The following is a 21,225-nucleotide window of genomic DNA, read 5'->3' on the forward strand; positions in this document are numbered from 1 at the left end:
ATACTCACAGACCTGCAAGGTAAAATTTATACGGCACTGCCGTTGGAGATTGTTATGACCGATTTAACTGCAAGCAGCCTGCGCGCGTTGAAACTGATGGACCTGACTACCCTGAACGATGACGACACCAATGAGAAAGTCATCGCCCTGTGCCATCAGGCGAAAACGCCAGTGGGTAACACCGCAGCCGTTTGTATCTACCCGCGCTTTATCCCGATTGCCCGTAAGACGCTGAAAGAGCAGGGCACGCCGGACGTGCGCATTGCAACCGTGACTAACTTCCCGCACGGCAACGACGATATCGAGATTGCGCTGGCAGAAACCCGCGCGGCGATTGCTTACGGTGCAGACGAAGTTGACGTGGTGTTCCCATACCGCGCGCTGATCGCCGGCAACGAGCAGGTCGGTTTTGACCTGGTGAAGGCCTGTAAAGACGCGTGTGCGGCGGCAAACGTGCTGCTTAAAGTGATCATCGAAACCGGCGAGCTGAAAGAAGAGGCGCTGATTCGTAAGGCATCTGAAATCTCCATCAAAGCCGGTGCGGATTTCATTAAAACCTCTACCGGTAAAGTGCCGGTTAACGCCACCCCGGAAAGCGCGCGCATCATGATGGAAGTGATCCGCGACATGGGCGTGTCCAAAACCGTTGGTTTCAAACCTGCGGGCGGCGTGCGTACCGCCGAAGACGCGCAGCAGTTCCTGGCGATTGCTGACGAACTGTTCGGCGCCGACTGGGCCGATTCCCGTCACTACCGTTTCGGTGCGTCCAGCCTGCTGGCTAGCCTGCTGAAGGCGCTGGGTCACGGCGACGGTAAGAGCGCAAGCAGCTACTGATTGCCAGACAACGCCGGATGACGCTTCGCTTATCCGGCCTACAGGATCGTAGGGCGGGTAAGCGTAGCGCCACCCGCCACAACTCCCCCGATTCCGCATGGAGGTTACCGTGTTTCTCGCACAAGAAATTATTCGTAAAAAACGTGATGGTCATGCATTAAGCGACGAAGAGATCCGCTTCTTCATTAACGGCATTCGTGATAACACCGTCTCAGAAGGGCAGATTGCGGCTCTGGCGATGACCATTTTCTTCCACGATATGTCGATGCCTGAGCGCGTGTCGCTGACCATGGCGATGCGAGATTCAGGAACCGTTCTGGACTGGAAAAGCCTCAACCTTAACGGCCCGATTGTGGATAAACACTCCACCGGCGGCGTGGGCGACGTAACGTCTCTGATGCTCGGCCCAATGGTGGCAGCCTGTGGCGGTTACATCCCGATGATCTCCGGACGCGGCCTGGGCCACACTGGCGGTACGCTCGACAAACTGGAAGCCATTCCGGGCTTCGATATCTTCCCGGATGACAACCGCTTCCGCGACATTATTAAAGACGTTGGTGTGGCGATTATCGGCCAGACCAGCTCTCTTGCTCCGGCAGACAAGCGTTTCTACGCTACCCGCGACATCACCGCCACCGTTGACTCCATCCCGCTGATCACCGCCTCTATCCTGGCGAAGAAGCTGGCAGAAGGGCTGGACGCGTTGGTGATGGACGTGAAGGTGGGCAGCGGCGCGTTTATGCCAACCTATGAACTCTCCGAGGCGCTGGCCGAAGCGATCGTTGGCGTCTCCAACGGCGCGGGCGTGCGCACCACCGCACTGCTCACCGATATGAACCAGGTGCTGGCTTCCAGCGCCGGTAACGCCGTCGAAGTGCGTGAGGCGGTACAGTTCCTCACCGGCGAATACCGTAACCCGCGCCTGTTCGACGTCACCATGGCGCTGTGCGTTGAGATGTTAATCTCCGGCAAGCTCGCCAAAGACGACGCCGACGCCCGCGCGAAGCTGCAGGCGGTGCTGGACAACGGCAAAGCGGCGGAGATCTTCGGCCGCATGGTCGCGGCGCAAAAAGGCCCGACCGACTTCGTCGAAAACTACGCGAAATACCTGCCAACCGCGACGCTCAGCAAAGCGGTGTATGCCGATAGCGAAGGGTTTGTTTCTGCGATGGACACCCGTGCCCTCGGCATGGCGGTGGTCTCGATGGGCGGCGGCCGTCGTCAGGCGTCAGACACCATTGATTACAGCGTCGGCTTTACCGATATGGCCCGTCTGGGCGACAGCGTTGACGGCCAACGTCCGCTGGCGGTGATCCACGCCAAAGACGAAGCCAGCTGGCAGGAAGCGGCGAAAGCGGTGAAGGCGGCCATCACGCTTGACGATAAAGCACCGGAAACCACACCGACTGTCTATCGCCGTATCACCGAATAGCGGTATACTGATCTGATCGATAATTTTTGAAGCACTACGTACGGAGAACAATTATGAAACGTGCATTTATTATGGTGCTGGACTCATTCGGCATCGGCGCAACCGAAGATGCAGAACGTTTTGGTGACGTGGGTTCCGATACCATGGGTCACATCGCGGAAGCCTGTGCGAAAGGCGAAGCGGACAACGGTCGTAAAGGCCCTCTGACTCTACCTAACCTGACCCGCCTCGGTCTGGTGAAAGCACATGAAGGTTCTACCGGTAAAATCGCAGCCGGTATGGACGGCAACGCGGAAGTGGTGGGCGCCTACGGCTGGGCTCACGAACTCTCTTCCGGTAAAGATACCCCGTCTGGACACTGGGAAATCGCCGGTGTGCCGGTACTGTTTGACTGGGGATATTTCTCCGATCACGAGAATAGCTTCCCGCAGGAGCTGCTGGACAAGCTGGTTAAGCGTGCCAACCTGCCGGGCTACCTCGGTAACTGCCACTCTTCCGGTACCGTGATTCTGGACCAGCTCGGCGAAGAGCATATGAAAACCGGCAAGCCGATTTTCTACACCTCTGCTGACTCCGTGTTCCAGATTGCCTGCCACGAAGAGACGTTTGGCCTGGATAAACTCTACGAGCTGTGCGAAATCGCACGCGAAGAGCTGACCGAAGGCGGCTACAACATTGGCCGCGTGATCGCGCGTCCGTTTATCGGCGACAAAGCGGGTAACTTCCAGCGTACCGGTAACCGTCATGACCTGGCCGTTGAGCCACCGGCACCGACAGTGCTGCAGAAGCTGGTCGATGAGAAAGACGGTCACGTGGTGTCCGTGGGTAAAATCGCGGACATCTACGCCAACTGCGGCATCACCAAAAAAGTGAAAGCCACCGGTCTTGATGCGCTGTTCGATGCCACCATCAAAGAGATGAAAGAAGCGGGCGACAAGACCATTGTCTTCACCAACTTCGTGGACTTCGACTCCTCCTGGGGGCACCGTCGCGACGTCGCGGGTTATGCTGCGGGTCTTGAGCTGTTCGACCGCCGTCTGCCGGAGCTGATGGAGCTGGTGGGTGAAGATGACATTCTGATCCTGACCGCGGACCACGGCTGTGACCCAACCTGGACCGGGACCGACCACACCCGTGAGCACATTCCGGTGCTGGTGTACGGCCCGAAAGTGAAGCCGGGCTCGCTCGGTCACCGTGAAACCTTCGCGGACATCGGCCAGACTATCGCGAAATACTTTGGTACGTCTGACATGGAATATGGCAAGGCCATGTTCTGAATCATGTAGGGTGCGGTCTGATGCCCTCACCCCGGCCCTCTCCCACAGGGAGAGGGTGAAAAGAATAAACAATGTAAAAGGAACTGAAGATGGCAACTCCTCACATTAATGCAGAAATGGGTGATTTCGCTGACGTCGTATTGATGCCGGGCGACCCGCTGCGCGCGAAGCACATTGCAGAAACTTTCCTGGAAGACGTGCGTGAAGTGAACAACGTTCGCGGCATGCTGGGCTTCACCGGTACCTATAAAGGCCGCAAAATCTCCGTCATGGGCCACGGTATGGGTATCCCATCCTGCTCTATCTACACCAAAGAGCTGATCACCGACTTCGGCGTGAAGAAAATCATCCGCGTTGGCTCCTGCGGCGCGGTGCGTATGGACGTTAAGCTGCGCGACATCGTTATTGGTATGGGTGCCTGCACCGATTCCAAAGTTAACCGCATGCGTTTCAAAGACCATGACTTCGCGGCAATTGCAGACTTCGGCATGGTGCGTGACGCGGTTGACGCGGCAAAAGCGCTGGGCGTTGACGCGCGCGTGGGTAACCTCTTCTCTGCTGACCTGTTCTATGCACCAGACGGCGGTGAGATGTTCGACGTGATGGAAAAATACGGCATCCTGGGCGTGGAAATGGAAGCTGCGGGCATCTACGGCGTTGCGGCGGAGTTTGGTGCGAAAGCGCTCACCATCTGCACCGTGTCCGACCATATCCGTACCCACGAGCAGACCACCGCCGCTGAGCGTCAGACGACCTTCAACGACATGATCAAAATCGCGCTGGAATCCGTTCTGCTGGGCGATAAAGAGTAATTCTGTCTCTTCCCTCCCTCTCCCTGTGGGAGAGGGCCGGGGTGAGGGCACCAAACCGCACTTAGCGTACGGCCTGCGCAATCCATGCTGACAAATCCCTTAACTCTTTTTCCTGCTCCGGGAAATCCCCAATCAACGCGTCGCATTCTTGCTGCAGCATATCCGCCCGGTATAAACAGCCCTGCAAACGTGCCGCCAGCGCCTCTAACGGTGCCGGATTCAGGCTATCGGTAAACACCTGCGTGCGGGTGATATGGCCTTTCTCCACGTCAAAATGCAGCTCCACGCCGCCCCAGGTAAAACGCTCATCCAGCAGATGGGAAAACGCAGGAGCCTGGCCGAAGTTCCACTCCCAGCTGCTCTGGCGGGCGAAGGTTTCCGCAAAGTTGGGCAGGTCCGGGGTTTTGTCAGGAGAGATCACTTCGGCTTTCACGCGCTCGCCGTAATGTTCAAAGAACGCGTCACGGATCGCATCGCAAATCTGCTCGTGCGTAATCCCCGGCAGCAGCTCCACCAGATTCGCCACGCGCCCGCGCACGGAGGTAATCCCCTTAGCCTGGAGCTTTTTCTTGTCCGGATTCAGGTAGTTCGCCAGACGGCTCAGATCGGCATTCAGCAACAGGGTGCCGTGGTGGAACCCGCGATCCATCGTTTCGCGGTAGGCGGAGCCGGAGACCTTCCGGTCGCCCTCGGGGGTTTTGACCACCAGATCGTTACGTCCGGAAGCTTCAGCCTTCACGCCGAGTGAATTCAGCGCATTGAGGACAATGGAAGTAGAGATGGTTTTGTCGTACTCCGGTTTTCCTGCCATAAAGGTAAAGCAGGTATTGCCCAGATCGTGGAACACCGCGCCGCCGCCGCTGCTCCGGCGCGCCAGGCGGACGTTGTCCTCTTCCATACGCCGGGTGTTGCACTCTTTCCATGGGTTTTGCGCACGACCAATGACCACCGTATCGGCGTTACGCCAGAGAAACAGTACGCGCTGGGTGGCGGGCATCTGGCGGAAGATGCACTCTTCTACCGCGAGATTAAACCAGGGATCGTAAGAGTCAGAGATAAGCAGGCGTAACGTCGTCATGGCAAAGTTCCTTTTCCGAATCGTTCGCCTACTTTATCACTATTCTTTCTTCTCGCTCTCTTCGTCTTCAGGGACGGATTTGCTGGCGGTCAGCAGGAACGGGGATTGCTGCCAGCGCGAGCGCTTGCCCCGAAGCAGGGTGCGCGCCAGCACAACGCCGATGGCGAGTGAAAGCAGCAGCATCAGGCGCAGAATATTGGTGGTATTATCGACCTGTTTGGCTTCAGTGGGCAGGGTGTGGGTATCGAGAGTCAGGCGCAGATAGCCCAGCGGACCATTCTTTCCCTGAATAGGTTCGACGATCTGCTGGTTAAAATAGCCCCCGGCTTTTTTACCGTCCAGCGCCAGCCTGTCGCGCACGTCGACGTGCTCGCCCGCGCGGGCAATCAGGTTGCCTTGCTCATCATAGACGCCGGCATCAAGAATGCGGCTGTTCTCCGTGAGCTGGCGTAAAACCTGGCCTATCCGCTTATCGTCCGGCGTTTCAGTACGCATGGATGGCGCGACGTTGAGCGTCACCTGGCGTGCCAGCGTGCGGGCCAGCTCTTCAAACTGCGGGTTGCGTTGCCGTTGATGGTTCTGGCTAAACCAGGATGCCCCTTGCATCAGCACCACTAACAGTGCGAGACAGGAGAGGACAATCACGGCGCGATGGAGCCGGAATTTCAGTTTTGCGCGAGCCATATTCCACCTGCTGAAAATTTACGGCTTAATGTTGCCAGAAGTGATGGTTACAGGGTAGCCTCATGCGTTATTTTCCCTCTGCAACCTTCCGGCGCGAACGAAACTACAGGAGCTTTAATGCCGAACATTACCTGGTGTGACCTGCCAACGGATGTCTCTTTATGGCCAGGATTGCCGCTATCTTTAAGTGGCGATGAGGTGATGCCTCTGGATTACCACGCCGGTCGTAGCGGCTGGCTCCTCTACGGACGCGGTCTGGATAAGCAACGCCTGACCCAGTATCAAAGCAAGCTGGGGGCGGCGATGGTGATCGTCGCCGCCTGGTGCGTGGAAGACTACCAGGTTATACGCCTGGCGGGCTCTCTGACGCAGCGCGCAACGCGTCTGGCGCATGACGCCGGGCTGGACGTCGCGCCGCTGGGTAAAATTCCGCATCTGAAAACGCCGGGCCTGCTGGTGATGGACATGGACTCTACCGCCATTCAGATCGAGTGTATCGACGAAATTGCGAAGCTGGCGGGCAGCGGCGAGCTGGTGGCGGAAGTGACCGAGCGTGCGATGCGCGGCGAGCTGGACTTCACCGCCAGCCTGAGACAGCGAGTGGCGACCCTGAAAGGGGCCGATGCCAACATTCTGCGCCAGGTGCGCGACGTGCTGCCGCTGATGCCAGGGCTGACGCAGCTGGTGCTGAAGCTGCAGTCGCTGGGCTGGAAAGTGGCGATCGCCTCCGGTGGCTTCACCTTCTTCGCGGATTATCTGCGGGAAAAACTGCATCTGACCACCGTGGTGGCCAACGAGCTGGAGATCATGGACGGCAAGCTGACCGGCCAGGTGATCGGCGATATCGTGGATGCCCAGTACAAAGCCAATACGCTGACGCGTCTGGCGGAAAAATATGAAATTCCGGTTGTCCAGACCGTCGCGATCGGGGACGGCGCGAACGACCTGCCGATGATCAAAGCGGCCGGCCTGGGCATTGCCTACCATGCCAAGCCAAAAGTGAATGAAAAGACGGAAGTGACTATCCGTCACGCTGACCTGATGGGGGTGTTCTGCATTCTCTCCGGCAGCCTTAATCAGAAATAACGGCCTGCTTTGTAGGCCGGGTAAGCGTAAGCGCCACCCGGCTCGCAGGCCGCACAGAAATAACGAGGTAAACCGTGGCGAAAGCTCCAAAACGCGCATTTGTCTGTAATGAATGTGGTGCGGATTATCCGCGCTGGCAGGGGCAATGCAGCGCCTGCCATGCCTGGAACACCATCACCGAAGTGCGTGGTGTGGCGGCTTCGCCGAGCGTGGCGCGCAATGAACGCCTGAGCGGCTACGCGGGCAATGCGGGCGTAGCGAAAGTCCAGAAACTCTCGGACATCAGCCTCGAAGAGCTGCCGCGCTTCTCTACCGGGTTCAAAGAGTTTGACCGCGTGCTCGGCGGCGGCGTAGTGCCGGGCAGCGCGATTCTTATCGGCGGTAACCCGGGCGCGGGCAAGTCAACCCTGCTGCTGCAAACGCTCTGCAAGCTCGCCGAACAGATGAAAACCCTGTACGTCACGGGGGAAGAGTCCCTGCAGCAGGTGGCGATGCGCGCGCACCGTCTGGGCCTGCCGACCGGTAATCTGAACATGCTGTCGGAAACCAGCATCGAGCAGATCTGCATGATCGCCGAAGAAGAGCAGCCGAAGCTGATGGTGATCGACTCCATCCAGGTGATGCACATGGCGGACATCCAGTCCTCGCCGGGCAGCGTCGCGCAGGTGCGTGAAACCGCGGCCTACCTGACGCGCTTTGCCAAAACGCGCGGCGTGGCGATTGTGATGGTCGGCCACGTGACCAAAGACGGCTCGCTGGCCGGGCCGAAGGTGCTTGAACACTGTATCGACTGCTCCGTGATGCTCGACGGCGACGCGGACTCCCGCTTCCGTACCCTGCGCAGCCATAAAAACCGCTTTGGGGCGGTGAACGAACTGGGCGTGTTTGCCATGACCGAGCAGGGGCTGCGCGAAGTCAGCAACCCGTCGGCCATCTTCCTGAGCCGTGGCGATGAGATCACCTCCGGCAGCTCGGTGATGGTGCTATGGGAAGGGACGCGCCCGCTGCTTGTCGAAATTCAGGCGCTGGTGGACGTGTCGATGATGGGCAACCCGCGGCGCGTGGCGGTCGGTCTGGAACAGAACCGTCTGGCGATCCTGCTGGCGGTGCTGCACCGTCACGGCGGGCTGCAGATGGCGGATCAGGACGTCTTCGTGAACGTGGTCGGCGGCGTCAAAGTCACTGAGACCAGCGCAGACCTGGCGCTGCTGCTGGCGATGGTCTCCAGCCTGCGCGACAGACCGCTGCCGCAGGATCTGGTGGTGTTTGGTGAAGTGGGGCTGGCCGGGGAAATCCGCCCGGTGCCCAGCGGCCAGGAGCGTATCTCCGAGGCGGCAAAACACGGTTTCCGTCGCGCGATCGTTCCCGCCGCCAACGTGCCGAAAAAAATCCCGGAAGGGATGCAGGTTTTTGGCGTGAAGAAACTCGCAGATGCGTTAAATGTCTTTGACGACTTATAATTACGTATTCGATTTTGCAGGAGGCACCGTAATTTATGTCATCATTTGACTACATCAAGACCGCTATCCGCCAGAAGGGCTGCACGCTGCAGCAGGTGGCAGACGCCAGCGGCATGACCAAAGGCTACCTGAGCCAACTGCTGAACGCCAAAATCAAAAGCCCCAGCGCGCAGAAGCTCGAAGCGCTACACCGCTTTCTGGGGCTGGAATTCCCGCGTATGCAAAAGAACATCGGCGTGGTGTTCGGCAAGTTTTACCCGCTGCATACCGGGCATATCTATCTGATCCAGCGCGCCTGTAGTCAGGTAGACGAGCTGCACATCATCATGGGCTATGACGAAACCCGCGACCGTCAGCTGTTTGAAGAGAGCGCCATGTCGCAGCAGCCGACCGTGCCGGACCGCCTGCGCTGGCTGCTTCAGACCTTCAAGTATCAGAAAAATATTCGTATTCATGCCTTTAACGAAGAGGGTATGGAGCCGTACCCGCACGGCTGGGACGTGTGGAGCAACGGCATCAAAGCGTTTATGGAAGAGAAGGGCATTGCGCCGAACTGGATCTACACCTCTGAAGAGTCCGATGCGCCGCAGTTCCGCGAGCATTTGGGCATCGAGACGGTGCTGATCGATCCGAAGCGCACCTTCATGAACATCAGTGGGGCGCAGATCCGCGAAAACCCGTTCCGCTACTGGGATTACATTCCGACCGAGGTGAAGCCGTTCTTTGTGCGCACCGTCGCGATCCTGGGCGGCGAGTCGAGCGGGAAATCAACGCTGGTCAACAAGCTGGCGAACATCTTCAATACCACCAGCGCGTGGGAGTACGGACGCGACTATGTCTTCTCCCATCTGGGCGGTGATGAGATGGCGCTGCAGTATTCCGACTACGATAAAATCGCGCTCGGTCATGCCCAGTACATTGATTTCGCGGTGAAATACGCCAACAAGGTGGCGTTTATCGATACCGATTTCGTCACCACCCAGGCGTTCTGTAAAAAATACGAAGGGCGCGAGCACCCGTTCGTGCAGGCGCTGATTGACGAATACCGCTTTGACCTGGTGATCCTGCTGGAGAACAACACCCCGTGGGTCGCTGACGGCATGCGCAGCCTCGGCAGCTCCGTGGACCGGCGGGAGTTCCAGTCCATGCTGGTGGAGATGCTCAATGAAAACAACGTTGAGTTTGTGCACGTGGAAGAGTCGGACTACGACTCCCGTTTCCTGCGCTGCGTCGAGCTGGTGAAGGAGATGATGGGAGAGCAGGGGTAAGCGTTAACCTCCCTCTCCCTGTGGGAGAGGGCCGGGGTGAGGGCATCAGGCCACTCAATACTCAATCACCACTTTCCCGCGCATATGCCCGTCCAGCACCTTACGGTGCGCCTCGGTAATGCTTTCCACGCTCAGCCCGTGCAGCGTTTCACTCAGCGAGCTTTCCACCACGCCGTTATCCACCAGCTTCGCCACCTCATTGAGGATCTCACCCTGACGCGCCATATCAGTGGTCTGGTACATGCTGCGGGTGTACATAAATTCCCAGTGCAGCGCGGCGGATTTCGACTTCAGCTTGTCCTGGTTCAGCGGACGTTCATTCTCGACGATAGAACAGATATGCCCCTGAGGCGCAATCAGGTCGCTGACCGCATCCCAGTGCCCGTCGGTATCGTTGAGGATGAAAATATAATCCACAAAGGTCAGCCCGTGTTTCGCCAGTTCGCCTTTCAGATCGCGGTAGTTCACCACCACATCTGCACCGCGATCGCGGCACCACTGGGCTGAATCTTCGCGCGACGCGGTTGCGATGATTTTCACCTTGCTGTTGTGCTTCGCGAACGGGATCGCCAGCGATCCCACCCCGCCCGCACCGCCGATGATCAGCAGGGTTTTGTCCGTACCGGCATCCTGAGTGTTCAGCCGTTCAAACAGGCCTTCCCACGCGGTGAGTGCGGTCAACGGTAGCGCAGCGGCAGCCGCCCAGCCGAGGCTTGCCGGTTTATGCCCGACAATGCGCGCATCGATCAGCTGGTGTGTGGTGTTGCTGCCCGGACGGGTGATGTCGCCCGCGTACCACACTTCATCTCCCGGCTTGAATCCGGTCACGCCCGTCCCAACGGCTTTGACGATCCCGCTGGCATCCCACCCGAGAATGCGCGGCGCGTTCAGCCCGTTCCTGGCAATGCCCGCGTGGACTTTGGTATCGACCGGGTTAACGGAGACGGCCTTCACCTCCACCAGCAGATCGTGCTCGCCGGGCTGCGGCATCGGCGGGGTGATTTCAATGAAGGTAGAGGGATTTTCAGGGTTAACGGCAATGGCTTTCACTGACATGGTGTGCTCCTCAATGGCATGCGTTTTGTTGAGGCTAGTCTATTAAGTGGCCAGCTGCATGATAAGATGGACAATCAAGAACTCAGCGTTCGTACAGGATGAACAATCATGTTTAAGCAGCTGCAGGATATGGCGCTTTTCGCGCTGGTGGCGGAGATGGGCAGCTTTACCGCGGCGGCGCAGAAGGCGGAACTGCCGAAATCCAGCGTCAGCCAGCGAATTAGCCAGCTGGAGCAGCAGGTGGGTATCCGCCTGCTCAACCGCACCACGCGCAGGATCAGCCTCACGTTTGCGGGCGAGCACTATCTGGTGCACTGCCGCGAAATGCTGGCAGCCAGCGAGCGGGCGGAGTACGCCATTCAGCGCCTGCGCGAAAACCCGAGCGGGCGGCTGCGCATCACCTGTCCGGCTGGGATTGGGGCGACGCTGCTGGCACATATGAATGCCGAGTTCCAGCTTCGCTATCCTGAGGTTTCGCTGGACGTGTCGATCTCTGATGACGTGGTGGACCTGGTCGAGGCCGGGTTTGACGTGGCGCTGCGTACCGGCAAGCCGCAGGACTCCTCCCTGATTGGCCGCATGATCGGGCACTGCCCGCGCTACATGCTGGCTTCGCCGGACTATCTGGCGCGCCGGGCGCCGCTGACGCATCCCCGTCAGCTTGTGGAGCACCGCAGCATTACGCATCGGGCGTGGTCAGAGTGGCTTCTGCGAAGCGAGAGCGAGGATTACCGCTACCTGCCGGATAACGCGCACATGACCGATAACCTGGTATACGCCCGCGAATGTGCGATTGCCGGTACGGGGATTACGCTCCTTCCGGCTTTTTTGCTGGAAGATAAGGTCGAGAAAGGGGCGCTGGTGCAGGTACTGCCGGAGTGGAACGTTGAAGGAAACGACCTGTGGCTGGCCTATCCGAGCCGTAAGCTCAACTCACCCGCGCTGATGAGCTATATCGACTTTGCAATGCAGTTTGATGAGGTGAAGCGGTATTACGTGGGTGGGTGATTTTGTGCGGCCTGATGCCCTCACCCTGGCCCTCTCCCACGGGGAGAGGGTACAAACATAAAAAACGGCAACCGAAGTTGCCGTTTTGCTTTTATTTCGCAATACGCTTGTACTTAATACGCTTCGGCTCCAGCGCGTCGGCGCCCAGCGTGCGTTTCTTGTACTCTTCGTATTCGGTGAAGTTACCTTCGAAGAACTCCACTTTACCTTCGTCCTGGTAGTCCAGGATGTGGGTCGCGATACGGTCCAGGAACCAGCGGTCGTGCGAGATAACCATCGCGCAGCCCGGGAACTCCAGCAGGGCGTTTTCCAGCGCGCGCAGGGTTTCGATATCCAGGTCGTTGGTTGGTTCATCGAGCAGCAGAACGTTACCGCCCACCTGCAGCAGCTTCGCCAGGTGCAGACGACCGCGCTCACCGCCGGACAGCTCGCCCACGCGTTTGCCCTGATCGGTGCCTTTAAAGTTAAAGCGACCAACGTAGGCGCGGCTTGGCATCTCGGTGTTGCCGATACGCATGATATCCAGACCGCCGGAGACTTCTTCCCACACGGTTTTGCTGTTATCCATCGCGTCACGGAACTGGTCAACGGAGGCCAGCTTCACGGTTTCACCCAGGGTGATTGAGCCGCTATCAGGCTGTTCCTGACCGGACATCATGCGGAACAGGGTTGATTTACCCGCGCCGTTCGGACCGATGATGCCGACGATAGCGCCTTTCGGAACGGAGAAGGTCAGGTCGTCGATCAGCACACGGTCGCCGTAAGACTTACGCAGGTTGGTCACTTCAACCACTTTATCTCCCAGACGTGCTCCAGGTGGAATAAACAGTTCGTTGGTTTCGTTACGTTTCTGGTATTCGGTGTTGTTCAGCTCTTCGAAGCGCGCCAGACGGGCTTTGCCCTTAGACTGACGGCCTTTCGCGCCCTGACGCACCCACTCCAGCTCTTTCTCGATAGACTTACGACGGGCCGCTTCCTGAGACGCTTCCTGAGCCAGACGCTGATCTTTCTGCTCCAGCCAGGAGGAGTAGTTGCCTTCCCACGGAATACCTTCACCGCGGTCCAGCTCCAGGATCCAGCCGGCGACGTTGTCGAGGAAGTAACGGTCGTGGGTAATCGCCACAACGGTGCCTTCGAAGTCGTGCAGGAAGCGCTCCAGCCACGCCACGGATTCCGCATCCAGGTGGTTAGTTGGTTCGTCGAGCAGCAGCATGTCTGGTTTTTCCAGCAGCAGGCGGCACAGCGCCACGCGGCGGCGTTCACCACCGGAAAGGTTCGCGATTTTCGCATCCCAGTCCGGCAGACGCAGGGCATCAGCCGCGCGCTCCAGCTGCACGTTCAGGTTGTGACCGTCGTGCGCCTGGATAATCTCTTCATACTTGCCCTGCTGCGCGGCCAGCTTGTCGAAGTCCGCATCCGGTTCGGCGTATTTGGCATACACTTCATCCAGACCTTTCAGGGCGTTAACCACTTCGGAAACCGCTTCTTCAACGGACTCACGCACGGTGTGTTCCGGATTCAGCTGAGGTTCCTGCGGCAGGTAGCCGATCTTGATGCCAGGCTGCGGACGGGCTTCACCTTCGATGTCTGTATCAATGCCGGCCATGATGCGCAGCAGGGTGGACTTACCGGCACCGTTGAGACCCAGAACACCGATTTTTGCGCCCGGGAAGAAGCTCAGCGAGATATTTTTAAGAATATGACGTTTCGGCGGGACAACTTTGCCGACACGATGCATGGTATAAACGAATTGAGCCACGTTGGACTTCGCCTCTTTTATCGTAATGAGAAGGAATTTCAGCCTCGAAGTGTAGCCTTTTTCACGGCCTAATCCCAGCCAGGAACGTCGGGAGTGTTAAAACGCGCAAGAAAGGTAAAAAAGTGTCCATGACGTGGCGCGTTGAAGGATGCCTGGTTAGCATAAGTTAATTAGACTTTGACGTGGCAAGACGCTGCAATTGACGAAAAAACAATGAGGAAGAGCTTGTGGAAAAAGCCAAACGGGTGGTCTGGCGTCTGCTGGCTGCCAGCGTATGCGTAATGGCGGTAAGCCAGGCGGTGCATGCCGATTCACTGGATGAACAACGTAGTCGCTACGCCCAGATTAAACAGGCGTGGGACAACAAGCAGATGGATACCGTGCAGGCGCTGATGCCGACGCTAAAGGATTATCCGCTGTATCCGTATCTGGAGTATCGCCAGATCACGGACGATCTGATGAACCAGCCTACCGTCACCGTGAATAACTTCATTCAGGCGAACCCGACCCTGCCGCCAGCCCGAAATCTCCAGTCTCGTTTTGTGAATGAGCTGGCGCGTCGCGAAGACTGGCGTGGACTGCTGGCGTTTAGTCCTGAAAAGCCGAACGCCACCGAAGCCCAGTGTAACTACTACTACGCGAAATGGGCGACCGGCCAGCAGGAAGAGGCCTGGGCCGGGGCGAAAGAGCTCTGGCTGACCGGGAAAAACCAGCCGAACGCCTGTGATTCCCTGTTTGGCGCATGGCGCGCTTCCGGCAAGCAGGATCCGCTGTCCTACCTTGAGCGCATCCGTCTGGCGATGAAAGCCGGTAACACGCGTCTGGTGACCACGCTGGCGGGGCAGATGCCGTCCGATTACCAGACGATCTCCACCGCGGTTATCTCGCTGGCTAACGATCCGAACAGCGTGCTGACCTTTGCCCGCACTACGGGCGCGACCGATTTTACCCGCCAGATGGCAGCGGTGGCCTTTGCCAGCGTGGCGCGTGACGACGTGGAAAACGCGCGGCTGATGATCCCGCAGCTGGTGCAGGCGCAGCAGCTTAATGAGGAGCAAACCCAGGAGCTGCGCGACATCGTGGCGTGGCGACTGATGGGCACCGATGTGACCGATGAACAGGCGCGCTGGCGTGACGATGCCATTATGCGTTCGAACTCCACGTCGCTGGTGGAACGCCGCGTGCGGATGGCGCTGGGCACGGGCGATCACCGTGGGCTGAATACCTGGCTCGCGCGGTTGCCAATGGAGGCTAAAGAGAAAGACGAATGGCGCTACTGGCAGGCCGATCTGCTGTTGGAGCGCGGTCGTGATGATGAAGCTAAAGATATCCTCCATACGCTGATGCAGCAGCGCGGGTTCTACCCGATGGCGGCCGCGCAGCGCCTGGGCGAGGAGTACACCTTCCGCATTGATAAAGCGCCCGCTAACGCGAACCCGGCGCTGACGCAGGGGCCAGAAATGGCGCGCGTTCGCGAGCTGATGTACTGGAATATGGATAACACCGCGCGCAGCGAGTGGGCGAATCTGGTGACCAGCCGCACCACCGACGAAAAAGCCCAGCTTGCCCGCTATGCGTTTGATAATCACTGGTGGGATCTCAGCGTGCAGGCGACGATCGCCGGCAAGCTCTGGGATCATCTGGAAGAGCGTTTCCCGCTGGCGTACAAAGATCTCTTCGATCGCTATACCAGCGGCAAAGATATCCCGCAAAGCTACGCGATGGCGATTGCCCGTCAGGAGAGCGCATGGAACCCGAAAGTCCGTTCCCCGGTGGGCGCCAGCGGCCTGATGCAGATTATGCCGGGCACGGCGACGCACACGGTGAAGATGTTTAATATCCCTGGGTACAGCAGCCCGTCACAGCTTCTCGATCCGGATACCAACATCAACATCGGTACCAGCTACCTGCAGTATGTGTACCAGCAGTTCGGCAATAACCGCATCTTCTCGTCGGCGGCTTATAACGCGGGGCCTGGACGCGTGCGCACCTGGCTCGGCAACAGCGCCGGGCGCATCGACGCCGTGGCGTTTGTCGAGAGCATCCCGTTCTCGGAAACGCGCGGCTACGTGAAGAACGTGCTGGCCTATGACGCCTACTATCGCTACTTCATGGGGCAGAAAGATACCCTGATGAGCGATGCCGAGTGGCAGAGACGTTACTGATCGGCGTGGGTTGTGTTATGCTGTACTCGCTAATGAGTACAAGAGGCAGCATAACATGACCCAGCATTCCCCGTATTCCTCGGCAATGGCCGAACAACGTCATCAGGAGTGGCTTCGTTTTGTGGAGCTGCTTCGCCAGTCTTACGAACAGGATCTGCATTTACCCCTGATGCAGCTGATGCTCACGCCGGACGAGCGCGAGGCGCTGGGCACGCGCGTGCGGATCATTGAAGAGCTGCTGCGCGGCGAGATGAGCCAGCGCGAGCTGAAGAATGAGCTCGGCGCGGGCATTGCAACGATCACCCGCGGCTCGAACAGCCTGAAGTCGGCGCCGGTTGAGCTGCGCCAGTGGCTCGAGTCAGTCTTATTAAGCGATCAGCGATAAATCGCGTTATGGAACGGGCTTAACGCCAGGATCACCGCCTGGTGGTAAACGCCTGAACGCGTCAGCGCGCCTGCGGTGAAGACGCCAATCGCCCCTTCTTTACGACCAATCTCATCGATGCCGGTGTACTGCGACATCACCGGCCCGAGCGCTTCACCCGCACGGACTTTTTCCAGAATGATCTCCGGCAGCGGCAGGGTGGCCGAACGCGCTTCACCGCGCTGTTCACGGCTTTCGATCACCACCCAGCTAAAAGTTGCGCCTTCGTCGATACCGGCTTCAATCGCCACCCAAAAGTCTGCATTCGGTGCCGCGGCCTTAGCGTTTGCCACGCGATTTCGTGCGCCAGCGCGCGTTTCCTCGCTGCCAAACGGCTGTTCAGGCACGCCACTCTCGACGCCGATGGCCTCAATATGGCAGGATCCTGCGCCGAAGATCTCGTCAAATGCCCTTAGAATTGCCTGAATTTTGGCAGGATTAGTGGTAGCAGAGACAACATGGTGCATAATTAAGCTCGATTCAAAAAAAACTCATCGCAGTATAACGGAAAAAAAGCATGTTACAGGTATACCTTGTTCGCCACGGTGAAACGCAGTGGAACGCCGAGCGACGTATTCAAGGCCAGTCAGACAGTCCTCTCACTGAGAAGGGTGTGCAGCAAGCGTGGCAGGTGGCGGAACGCGCCAGAACGCTGGGCATAACCCACGTGATTACCAGCGATTTAGGTCGCACACAGCAGACGGCGCGCATCATCGCGGACGCTTGCGGCTGTGACGTCATGCTTGAGCCGCGCCTGCGCGAGCTGGATATGGGCGTGCTGGAAAAACGCCATATCGATACGCTGACGGAAACGGAAGAGGGCTGGCGCCGCACGCTGGTGAACGGTACCGAAGATGGCCGTATTCCTGAGGGCGAATCCATGCAGGAGCTCAGCGTACGTATGCATGCCGCACTGGCGGAATGCCTGAAGCTCCCGGCAGGAAGCCGTCCGCTGCTGGTGAGTCACGGGATTGCGTTGGGTTGCCTGGTGAGCACCATTCTGGGGTTACCGGCTTACGCCGAGCGCCGCCTGCGTCTGCGCAACTGCTCCATTTCCCGGATTGATTATCAGGAAAGCGCGTGGCTGGCGTCAGGTTGGGTAGTGGAGATGGCAGGGGACATTTCGCATCTCGATGCCCCTGCGCTTGACGAACTGCAGCGTTAACGGCGTATCGGAATCAAGAATTCCATACGCAGATTGATTGGGCCTTCTTCCGGTTTGGCATCCTGCGCCGGGTAGTAGCGCTCAATGTCCTGACCTTTACGGCGATTCAGATTCAGCATCGGCATGCAGGTTCCGTAAACGGTCAGGATGAACTCCTGAACTCCCGTTCCCAGCCCTTCATAGGCGAACATCACGTATTCACCGCCTTCCAGCACGACAGGCTTCGAACCCTGAATGTAGCCATTGGCCATATCCGGCGTCAGCGCGGTGGTGTAGAACACCTCCTGCTCGTCGTCTTTTTCCTGGCTCGGGTGCGTTTCGTTGAGACCATACAGAATTGGCGGGATCGCCGGCGCGTGGCTCAGGAAGTCGCGCCAGAACTGGACGCGCATCTGATGACGGAACTCGGAAATCTGCTCCAGTGAACAGGAGTAGCTCTGCGTTGTGCCGATCAGATGGGTTTCCGGCAGGGTAATAATTTCATATTTCGGCATCGCGAATTCGCCCAGACGCAGCGGCGGACGCATGCCAAACGAGCTCCAGTCAGGCGAGCGACGATAAAGCGCTGGCGTCAACGAGAACTGTTTTTTAAAGGCGCGGGTGAAGGTCTGCTGCGAATCGAAACGATATTGCAGGGCAATATCCAGAATCGGCCGCGCCGTCAGGCGCAGTGCCACAGCAGATTTTGATAAACGACGCGCGCGAATATAGGCCCCGATAGCATGACCGGTGACATCCTTGAACATCCTTTGCAGATGCCACTTGGAATAGCCTGCTTTAGCCGCCACATTATCCAGTGACAAAGGCTGGTCGAGATGACCTTCCAGCCAGGTGAGCAGGTCGCGAATAATTCCAGCCTGATCCATATACTATCCTCATCCTTAAAACAGCAGGTGCCTGATAACAGGTTAGCGGATAATAGCATTTTTTGATGTTTTAGCATTCAGTGTTTTTTTTGCGCATTCATGCTTTTTAGAGCACATTACAGGCAGATATATTCTAATCCTGTGATCTTGCTACATTTTTATCTAAAGTGTTGAATAATTGCTCAATGTAATTTTAAAGAATGGTAACAATATGAAATACAAGACTTTGATCTTCACCGCGTTGATGCTGATGGTCGGGCGCGCGGCGCAGGCTGAGCAGATTGGCTCCGTCGATACCGTGTTCAAAATGTTTGGCCCGGACCACAAAATCGTGGTGGAGGCGTTTGACGATCCGGACGTGAAAAACGTCACCTGCTACGTCAGCCGCGCGAAAACGGGCGGTATCAAAGGCGGGCTGGGACTGGCGGAAGACACCTCCGATGCGGCGATTTCGTGTCAGCAGGTGGGGCCGGTTGAGCTAAGCGATAAAATTAAAAACGGCAAAGCGCAGGGCGACGTGGTATTCCAGAAACGGACCTCGCTGGTGTTTAAAAAGCTGCAGGTGGTGCGTTTTTATGATGCCAAACGCAATACGCTGGCTTACCTCGCCTATTCCGATAAAGTGGTGGAAGGCTCACCGAAAAACGCGATCAGCGCGGTGCCAATTATGCCTTGGCAGTAATTCAGGGACGAATCATGCAACAACCTGTGGTCTGGCTGGTTGAAGACGAAACCAGTATCGCCGATACGCTGATCTACATGCTTCAGCAGGAAGGATTCGCGGTAAAGGCGTTTGAACGCGGTTTACCCGTGCTGGAGGAGGCTCGGCGGCAGGTTCCGGCGCTTGCCATTCTGGACGTCGGGCTGCCGGACATCAGTGGATTTGAGCTTTGTCGCCAGCTACTGGCGCAGCATCCCTCACTGCCCGTGCTGTTTCTGACGGCGCGCAGTGATGAGGTAGACAAGCTGCTTGGTCTGGAAATGGGCGCTGATGACTACGTTGCGAAACCTTTCTCCCCTCGTGAAGTCTGCGCCCGGGTGCGGACGATTTTGAGGCGCATGCAAAAATCCGCCGCACCGTCAGAAACGTTGCGTATCGGGCAGTTTGAACTGAACGAACCTGCCGCGCGGATCAGCTGGTGCGGGGAAGCACTGCCCCTGACCCGCTACGAATTCTTGCTGCTCAAAACCTTGTTACAGGCACCCGGGCGGGTCTTTTCGCGTCAGCAGCTCATGGACAAGGTATGGGGTGAAGACGGCGACAGCTTCGATCGTACCGTGGACACCCACATCAAAACCCTGCGCGCCAAGCTGCGTGCGGTGAACGAAGAACTGTCACCCATCAGCACCCATCGCGGTATGGGCTACAGTCTGGGCCTTTACTGATGCGCATTGGGATGCGGCTATTGCTGGGATACTTCCTGATCGTGGCCATCGCCGCGTGGTTTGTGCTGTCGATCTTTGTTCAGGAAGTAAAGCCCGGCGTGCGTAGGGCAACCGAGGGCACGTTAATCGATACCGCGACCCTGTTGGCCGAAATCGGACGTGATGATTTGCTTTCGGGTCATGCGCAGCAGGGCAAGCTGGCACAGGCCTTTTCCCAGCTTCATCAGCGCCCCTTCCGCGCCAATATCGGCGGGATCCATAAAGTGCGTAACGAGTATCACGTCTACATGACCGATGCGCAGGGCCGCGTCGTGTTTGATTCCGCCGGTCTGGCCGTGGGGCAAGATTACTCGCGCTGGAACGATGTCTGGCTGACGCTTCGCGGCGAATACGGCGCGCGCAGTACCCAGAGCCATCCCGACGATCCGGAGAGCACGGTGATGTATGTTGCCGCGCCGGTTGTGGATCAGGGCAAGATTATCGGCGTGCTGTCGGTGGGGAAACCGAACAGCGCGATGGCGCCGGTGATTCACCGCAGCGAGCGAAGGATCCTGTGGGCTGGCGGGGCGCTGCTCGGCATTGCCCTGCTGATTGGCCTCGTTGTGGCATGGTGGATCAATCGATCTATCGGTACGTTATCGCGCTATGCCGACTCGGTGACCACGGATACGCCTCTCCCGCTGCCTAATCCTGGCAGCAGCGAACTGCACAAGCTGGCCCAGGCGCTGGAGAATATGCGCATTCGCCTTGAAGGGAAAAACTACATTGAACGCTATGTCCATGCGCTGACCCACGAGCTGAAAAGCCCCATCGCCGCCATACGCGGCGCGGCAGAAATTCTCTCCGAGCAGCCACCGCCGCAGGTGGCCGCGCGGTTTATCGATAATATTCTGGTGCAAAACGCGCGTATGCAGTCGCTGGTTGAAAAACTGCTCACTCAGGCGCGGCTTGAAAATCGGGTCGAGATTACACATCAGACCGTCCGCGTCGATCTGCTGTTTACGCGGCTTGCCGATGCGCGCTCGGCGGTGCTGGCGGCAAAAGAGATTACGCTGACCCTCCAGCCCGCTTCGCTTCATGTTGAAGGCGATCCCGACCTGCTCGAGCAGGCGCTCGGCAATTTGCTGGATAACGCTATCGATTTTACCCCGCAGGGCGGTGCCATTGAACTGGCGGCCCGGGAGGAGCACGGGCAGATACAGCTTTTCGTCACCGACAGCGGAAGCGGGATCCCGGATTACGCGCTGGAGCGTATTTTTGAGCGTTTTTATTCCCTGCCGCGCGAGAACGGGTTGAAGAGCAGCGGGCTCGGTCTGGCGTTTGTTCAGGAGGTGGCGCGTCTGCATCAGGGAGAGATTACATTGCGTAATCGTGATGAAGGCGGCGTGATGGCCACGCTGACACTTCACCGTCCCTTCACATAACTTCAAACTGACCCCACACAGCCTGGTTACGCTCTCCTCAT

General features: G+C 58.0%; 20 protein-coding genes. 14 read left to right on the plus strand and 6 right to left on the minus strand.

The features are described 5' to 3' along the window. The first annotated feature begins 54 nt into the window (after nt 1–54). The 4 genes from deoC to deoD all read left to right on the plus strand — a co-directional run bounded on the left by deoC (nt 55) and on the right by deoD (nt 4,355). On the plus strand, nt 55–834 hold the full coding sequence (gene deoC / locus AC0TN7_RS11145) for a deoxyribose-phosphate aldolase (RefSeq protein ID WP_003856543.1): 780 nt from the start codon (nt 55–57) through the stop codon (nt 832–834). A 109-nt stretch (nt 835–943) separates the two neighbouring features. Further along, nucleotides 944–2,266, plus strand: coding sequence for a thymidine phosphorylase (gene deoA, locus AC0TN7_RS11150; protein ID WP_024908263.1), 1,323 nt, complete (start codon nt 944–946; stop codon nt 2,264–2,266). A 53-nt stretch (nt 2,267–2,319) separates the two neighbouring features. Next, the gene (gene deoB / locus AC0TN7_RS11155; RefSeq protein WP_024908262.1) at nt 2,320–3,543 is read left to right on the plus strand and encodes a phosphopentomutase; all 1,224 of its coding nucleotides are present in this window, start codon (nt 2,320–2,322) and stop codon (nt 3,541–3,543) included. A gap of 89 nt (nt 3,544–3,632) precedes the next feature. After that, nucleotides 3,633–4,355, plus strand: a complete 723-nt coding sequence (deoD, locus tag AC0TN7_RS11160; protein ID WP_032649888.1) for a purine-nucleoside phosphorylase — start codon at nt 3,633–3,635, stop codon at nt 4,353–4,355. 61 nt (nt 4,356–4,416) lie between these two features. Here deoD and lplA read toward each other — a convergent pair whose 3' ends face one another. Both lplA and AC0TN7_RS11170 read right to left on the minus strand, forming a co-directional pair. After that, complete coding sequence (gene lplA / locus AC0TN7_RS11165; protein ID WP_061715994.1) at nt 4,417–5,433, minus strand: lipoate--protein ligase LplA; 1,017 nt, start codon at nt 5,431–5,433, stop codon at nt 4,417–4,419. Nucleotides 5,434–5,472: 39 nt separating this feature from the next. Continuing rightward, the gene (locus AC0TN7_RS11170) at nt 5,473–6,117 is read right to left on the minus strand and encodes a YtjB family periplasmic protein (RefSeq protein ID WP_061715993.1); all 645 of its coding nucleotides are present in this window, start codon (nt 6,115–6,117) and stop codon (nt 5,473–5,475) included. 117 nt (nt 6,118–6,234) lie between these two features. Between AC0TN7_RS11170 and serB the strand changes: the two genes are divergently transcribed. The 3 genes from serB to nadR all read left to right on the plus strand — a co-directional run bounded on the left by serB (nt 6,235) and on the right by nadR (nt 9,931). Further along, nucleotides 6,235–7,203 carry a phosphoserine phosphatase gene (gene serB / locus AC0TN7_RS11175; RefSeq protein ID WP_025757501.1) on the plus strand — a complete coding sequence of 323 codons (969 nt, stop codon included), beginning with the start codon at nt 6,235–6,237 and terminating at the stop codon, nt 7,201–7,203. A 74-nt stretch (nt 7,204–7,277) separates the two neighbouring features. Further along, nucleotides 7,278–8,663 carry a DNA repair protein RadA gene (gene radA, locus AC0TN7_RS11180; protein WP_014068810.1) on the plus strand — a complete coding sequence of 462 codons (1,386 nt, stop codon included), beginning with the start codon at nt 7,278–7,280 and terminating at the stop codon, nt 8,661–8,663. 35 nt (nt 8,664–8,698) lie between these two features. Further along, on the plus strand, nt 8,699–9,931 hold the full coding sequence (gene nadR, locus AC0TN7_RS11185; protein ID WP_024907400.1) for a multifunctional transcriptional regulator/nicotinamide-nucleotide adenylyltransferase/ribosylnicotinamide kinase NadR: 1,233 nt from the start codon (nt 8,699–8,701) through the stop codon (nt 9,929–9,931). A 54-nt stretch (nt 9,932–9,985) separates the two neighbouring features. Here the strand turns inward: nadR and AC0TN7_RS11190 are convergent, their stop codons facing one another. Continuing rightward, the gene (locus tag AC0TN7_RS11190) at nt 9,986–10,987 is read right to left on the minus strand and encodes a zinc-binding alcohol dehydrogenase family protein (RefSeq protein WP_090419142.1); all 1,002 of its coding nucleotides are present in this window, start codon (nt 10,985–10,987) and stop codon (nt 9,986–9,988) included. 108 nt (nt 10,988–11,095) lie between these two features. Between AC0TN7_RS11190 and AC0TN7_RS11195 the strand changes: the two genes are divergently transcribed. Beyond that, nucleotides 11,096–11,995: a LysR family transcriptional regulator gene (locus AC0TN7_RS11195; protein WP_090419139.1), complete on the plus strand. Its 900-nt coding sequence runs from the start codon at nt 11,096–11,098 to the stop codon at nt 11,993–11,995. A gap of 91 nt (nt 11,996–12,086) precedes the next feature. Here AC0TN7_RS11195 and ettA read toward each other — a convergent pair whose 3' ends face one another. Further along, the gene (gene ettA / locus AC0TN7_RS11200) at nt 12,087–13,754 is read right to left on the minus strand and encodes an energy-dependent translational throttle protein EttA (RefSeq protein WP_003856515.1); all 1,668 of its coding nucleotides are present in this window, start codon (nt 13,752–13,754) and stop codon (nt 12,087–12,089) included. A 227-nt stretch (nt 13,755–13,981) separates the two neighbouring features. Here ettA and sltY point away from each other — a divergent pair, with 227 nt between their 5' ends. Both sltY and trpR read left to right on the plus strand, forming a co-directional pair. Next, nucleotides 13,982–15,919: a murein transglycosylase gene (gene sltY, locus AC0TN7_RS11205; protein WP_473702158.1), complete on the plus strand. Its 1,938-nt coding sequence runs from the start codon at nt 13,982–13,984 to the stop codon at nt 15,917–15,919. 55 nt (nt 15,920–15,974) lie between these two features. After that, nucleotides 15,975–16,304, plus strand: a complete 330-nt coding sequence (trpR, locus tag AC0TN7_RS11210) for a trp operon repressor (protein ID WP_024907404.1) — start codon at nt 15,975–15,977, stop codon at nt 16,302–16,304. Here the strand turns inward: trpR and yjjX are convergent. After that, nucleotides 16,295–16,810 (minus strand): inosine/xanthosine triphosphatase, encoded by a 516-nt coding sequence (gene yjjX, locus AC0TN7_RS11215; RefSeq protein ID WP_023334447.1) that lies wholly within the window; start codon nt 16,808–16,810, stop codon nt 16,295–16,297. The two genes, trpR and yjjX, sit on opposite strands and share 10 nt — an antisense overlap. Nucleotides 16,811–16,860: 50 nt before the next feature. On the opposite strand from yjjX, the gene gpmB reads away from it, so the two are divergent. Continuing rightward, the gene (gpmB, locus tag AC0TN7_RS11220) at nt 16,861–17,508 is read left to right on the plus strand and encodes a 2,3-diphosphoglycerate-dependent phosphoglycerate mutase GpmB (protein ID WP_008502057.1); all 648 of its coding nucleotides are present in this window, start codon (nt 16,861–16,863) and stop codon (nt 17,506–17,508) included. Here gpmB and robA read toward each other — a convergent pair. Next, complete coding sequence (gene robA / locus AC0TN7_RS11225) at nt 17,505–18,374, minus strand: MDR efflux pump AcrAB transcriptional activator RobA (RefSeq protein ID WP_024907406.1); 870 nt, start codon at nt 18,372–18,374, stop codon at nt 17,505–17,507. The genes gpmB and robA overlap by 4 nt on opposite strands. A 211-nt stretch (nt 18,375–18,585) precedes the next feature. On the opposite strand from robA, the gene creA reads away from it, so the two are divergent. Genes creA through creC form a run of 3 tightly spaced genes read left to right on the plus strand, consistent with a single transcriptional unit; the run spans nt 18,586 to nt 21,184 of the window. Next, on the plus strand, nt 18,586–19,056 hold the full coding sequence (gene creA / locus AC0TN7_RS11230; RefSeq protein WP_024907407.1) for a protein CreA: 471 nt from the start codon (nt 18,586–18,588) through the stop codon (nt 19,054–19,056). 14 nt (nt 19,057–19,070) lie between these two features. After that, nucleotides 19,071–19,760 carry a two-component system response regulator CreB gene (creB, locus tag AC0TN7_RS11235; RefSeq protein WP_024907408.1) on the plus strand — a complete coding sequence of 230 codons (690 nt, stop codon included), beginning with the start codon at nt 19,071–19,073 and terminating at the stop codon, nt 19,758–19,760. Further along, nucleotides 19,760–21,184, plus strand: a complete 1,425-nt coding sequence (gene creC / locus AC0TN7_RS11240; protein WP_473702159.1) for a two-component system sensor histidine kinase CreC — start codon at nt 19,760–19,762, stop codon at nt 21,182–21,184. The genes creB and creC overlap by 1 nt, the downstream gene beginning before the upstream one ends. The last annotated feature ends 41 nt before the right edge of the window (nt 21,185–21,225 follow it).

This window comes from Enterobacter sp. PL_is511 (genome assembly GCF_055816065.1).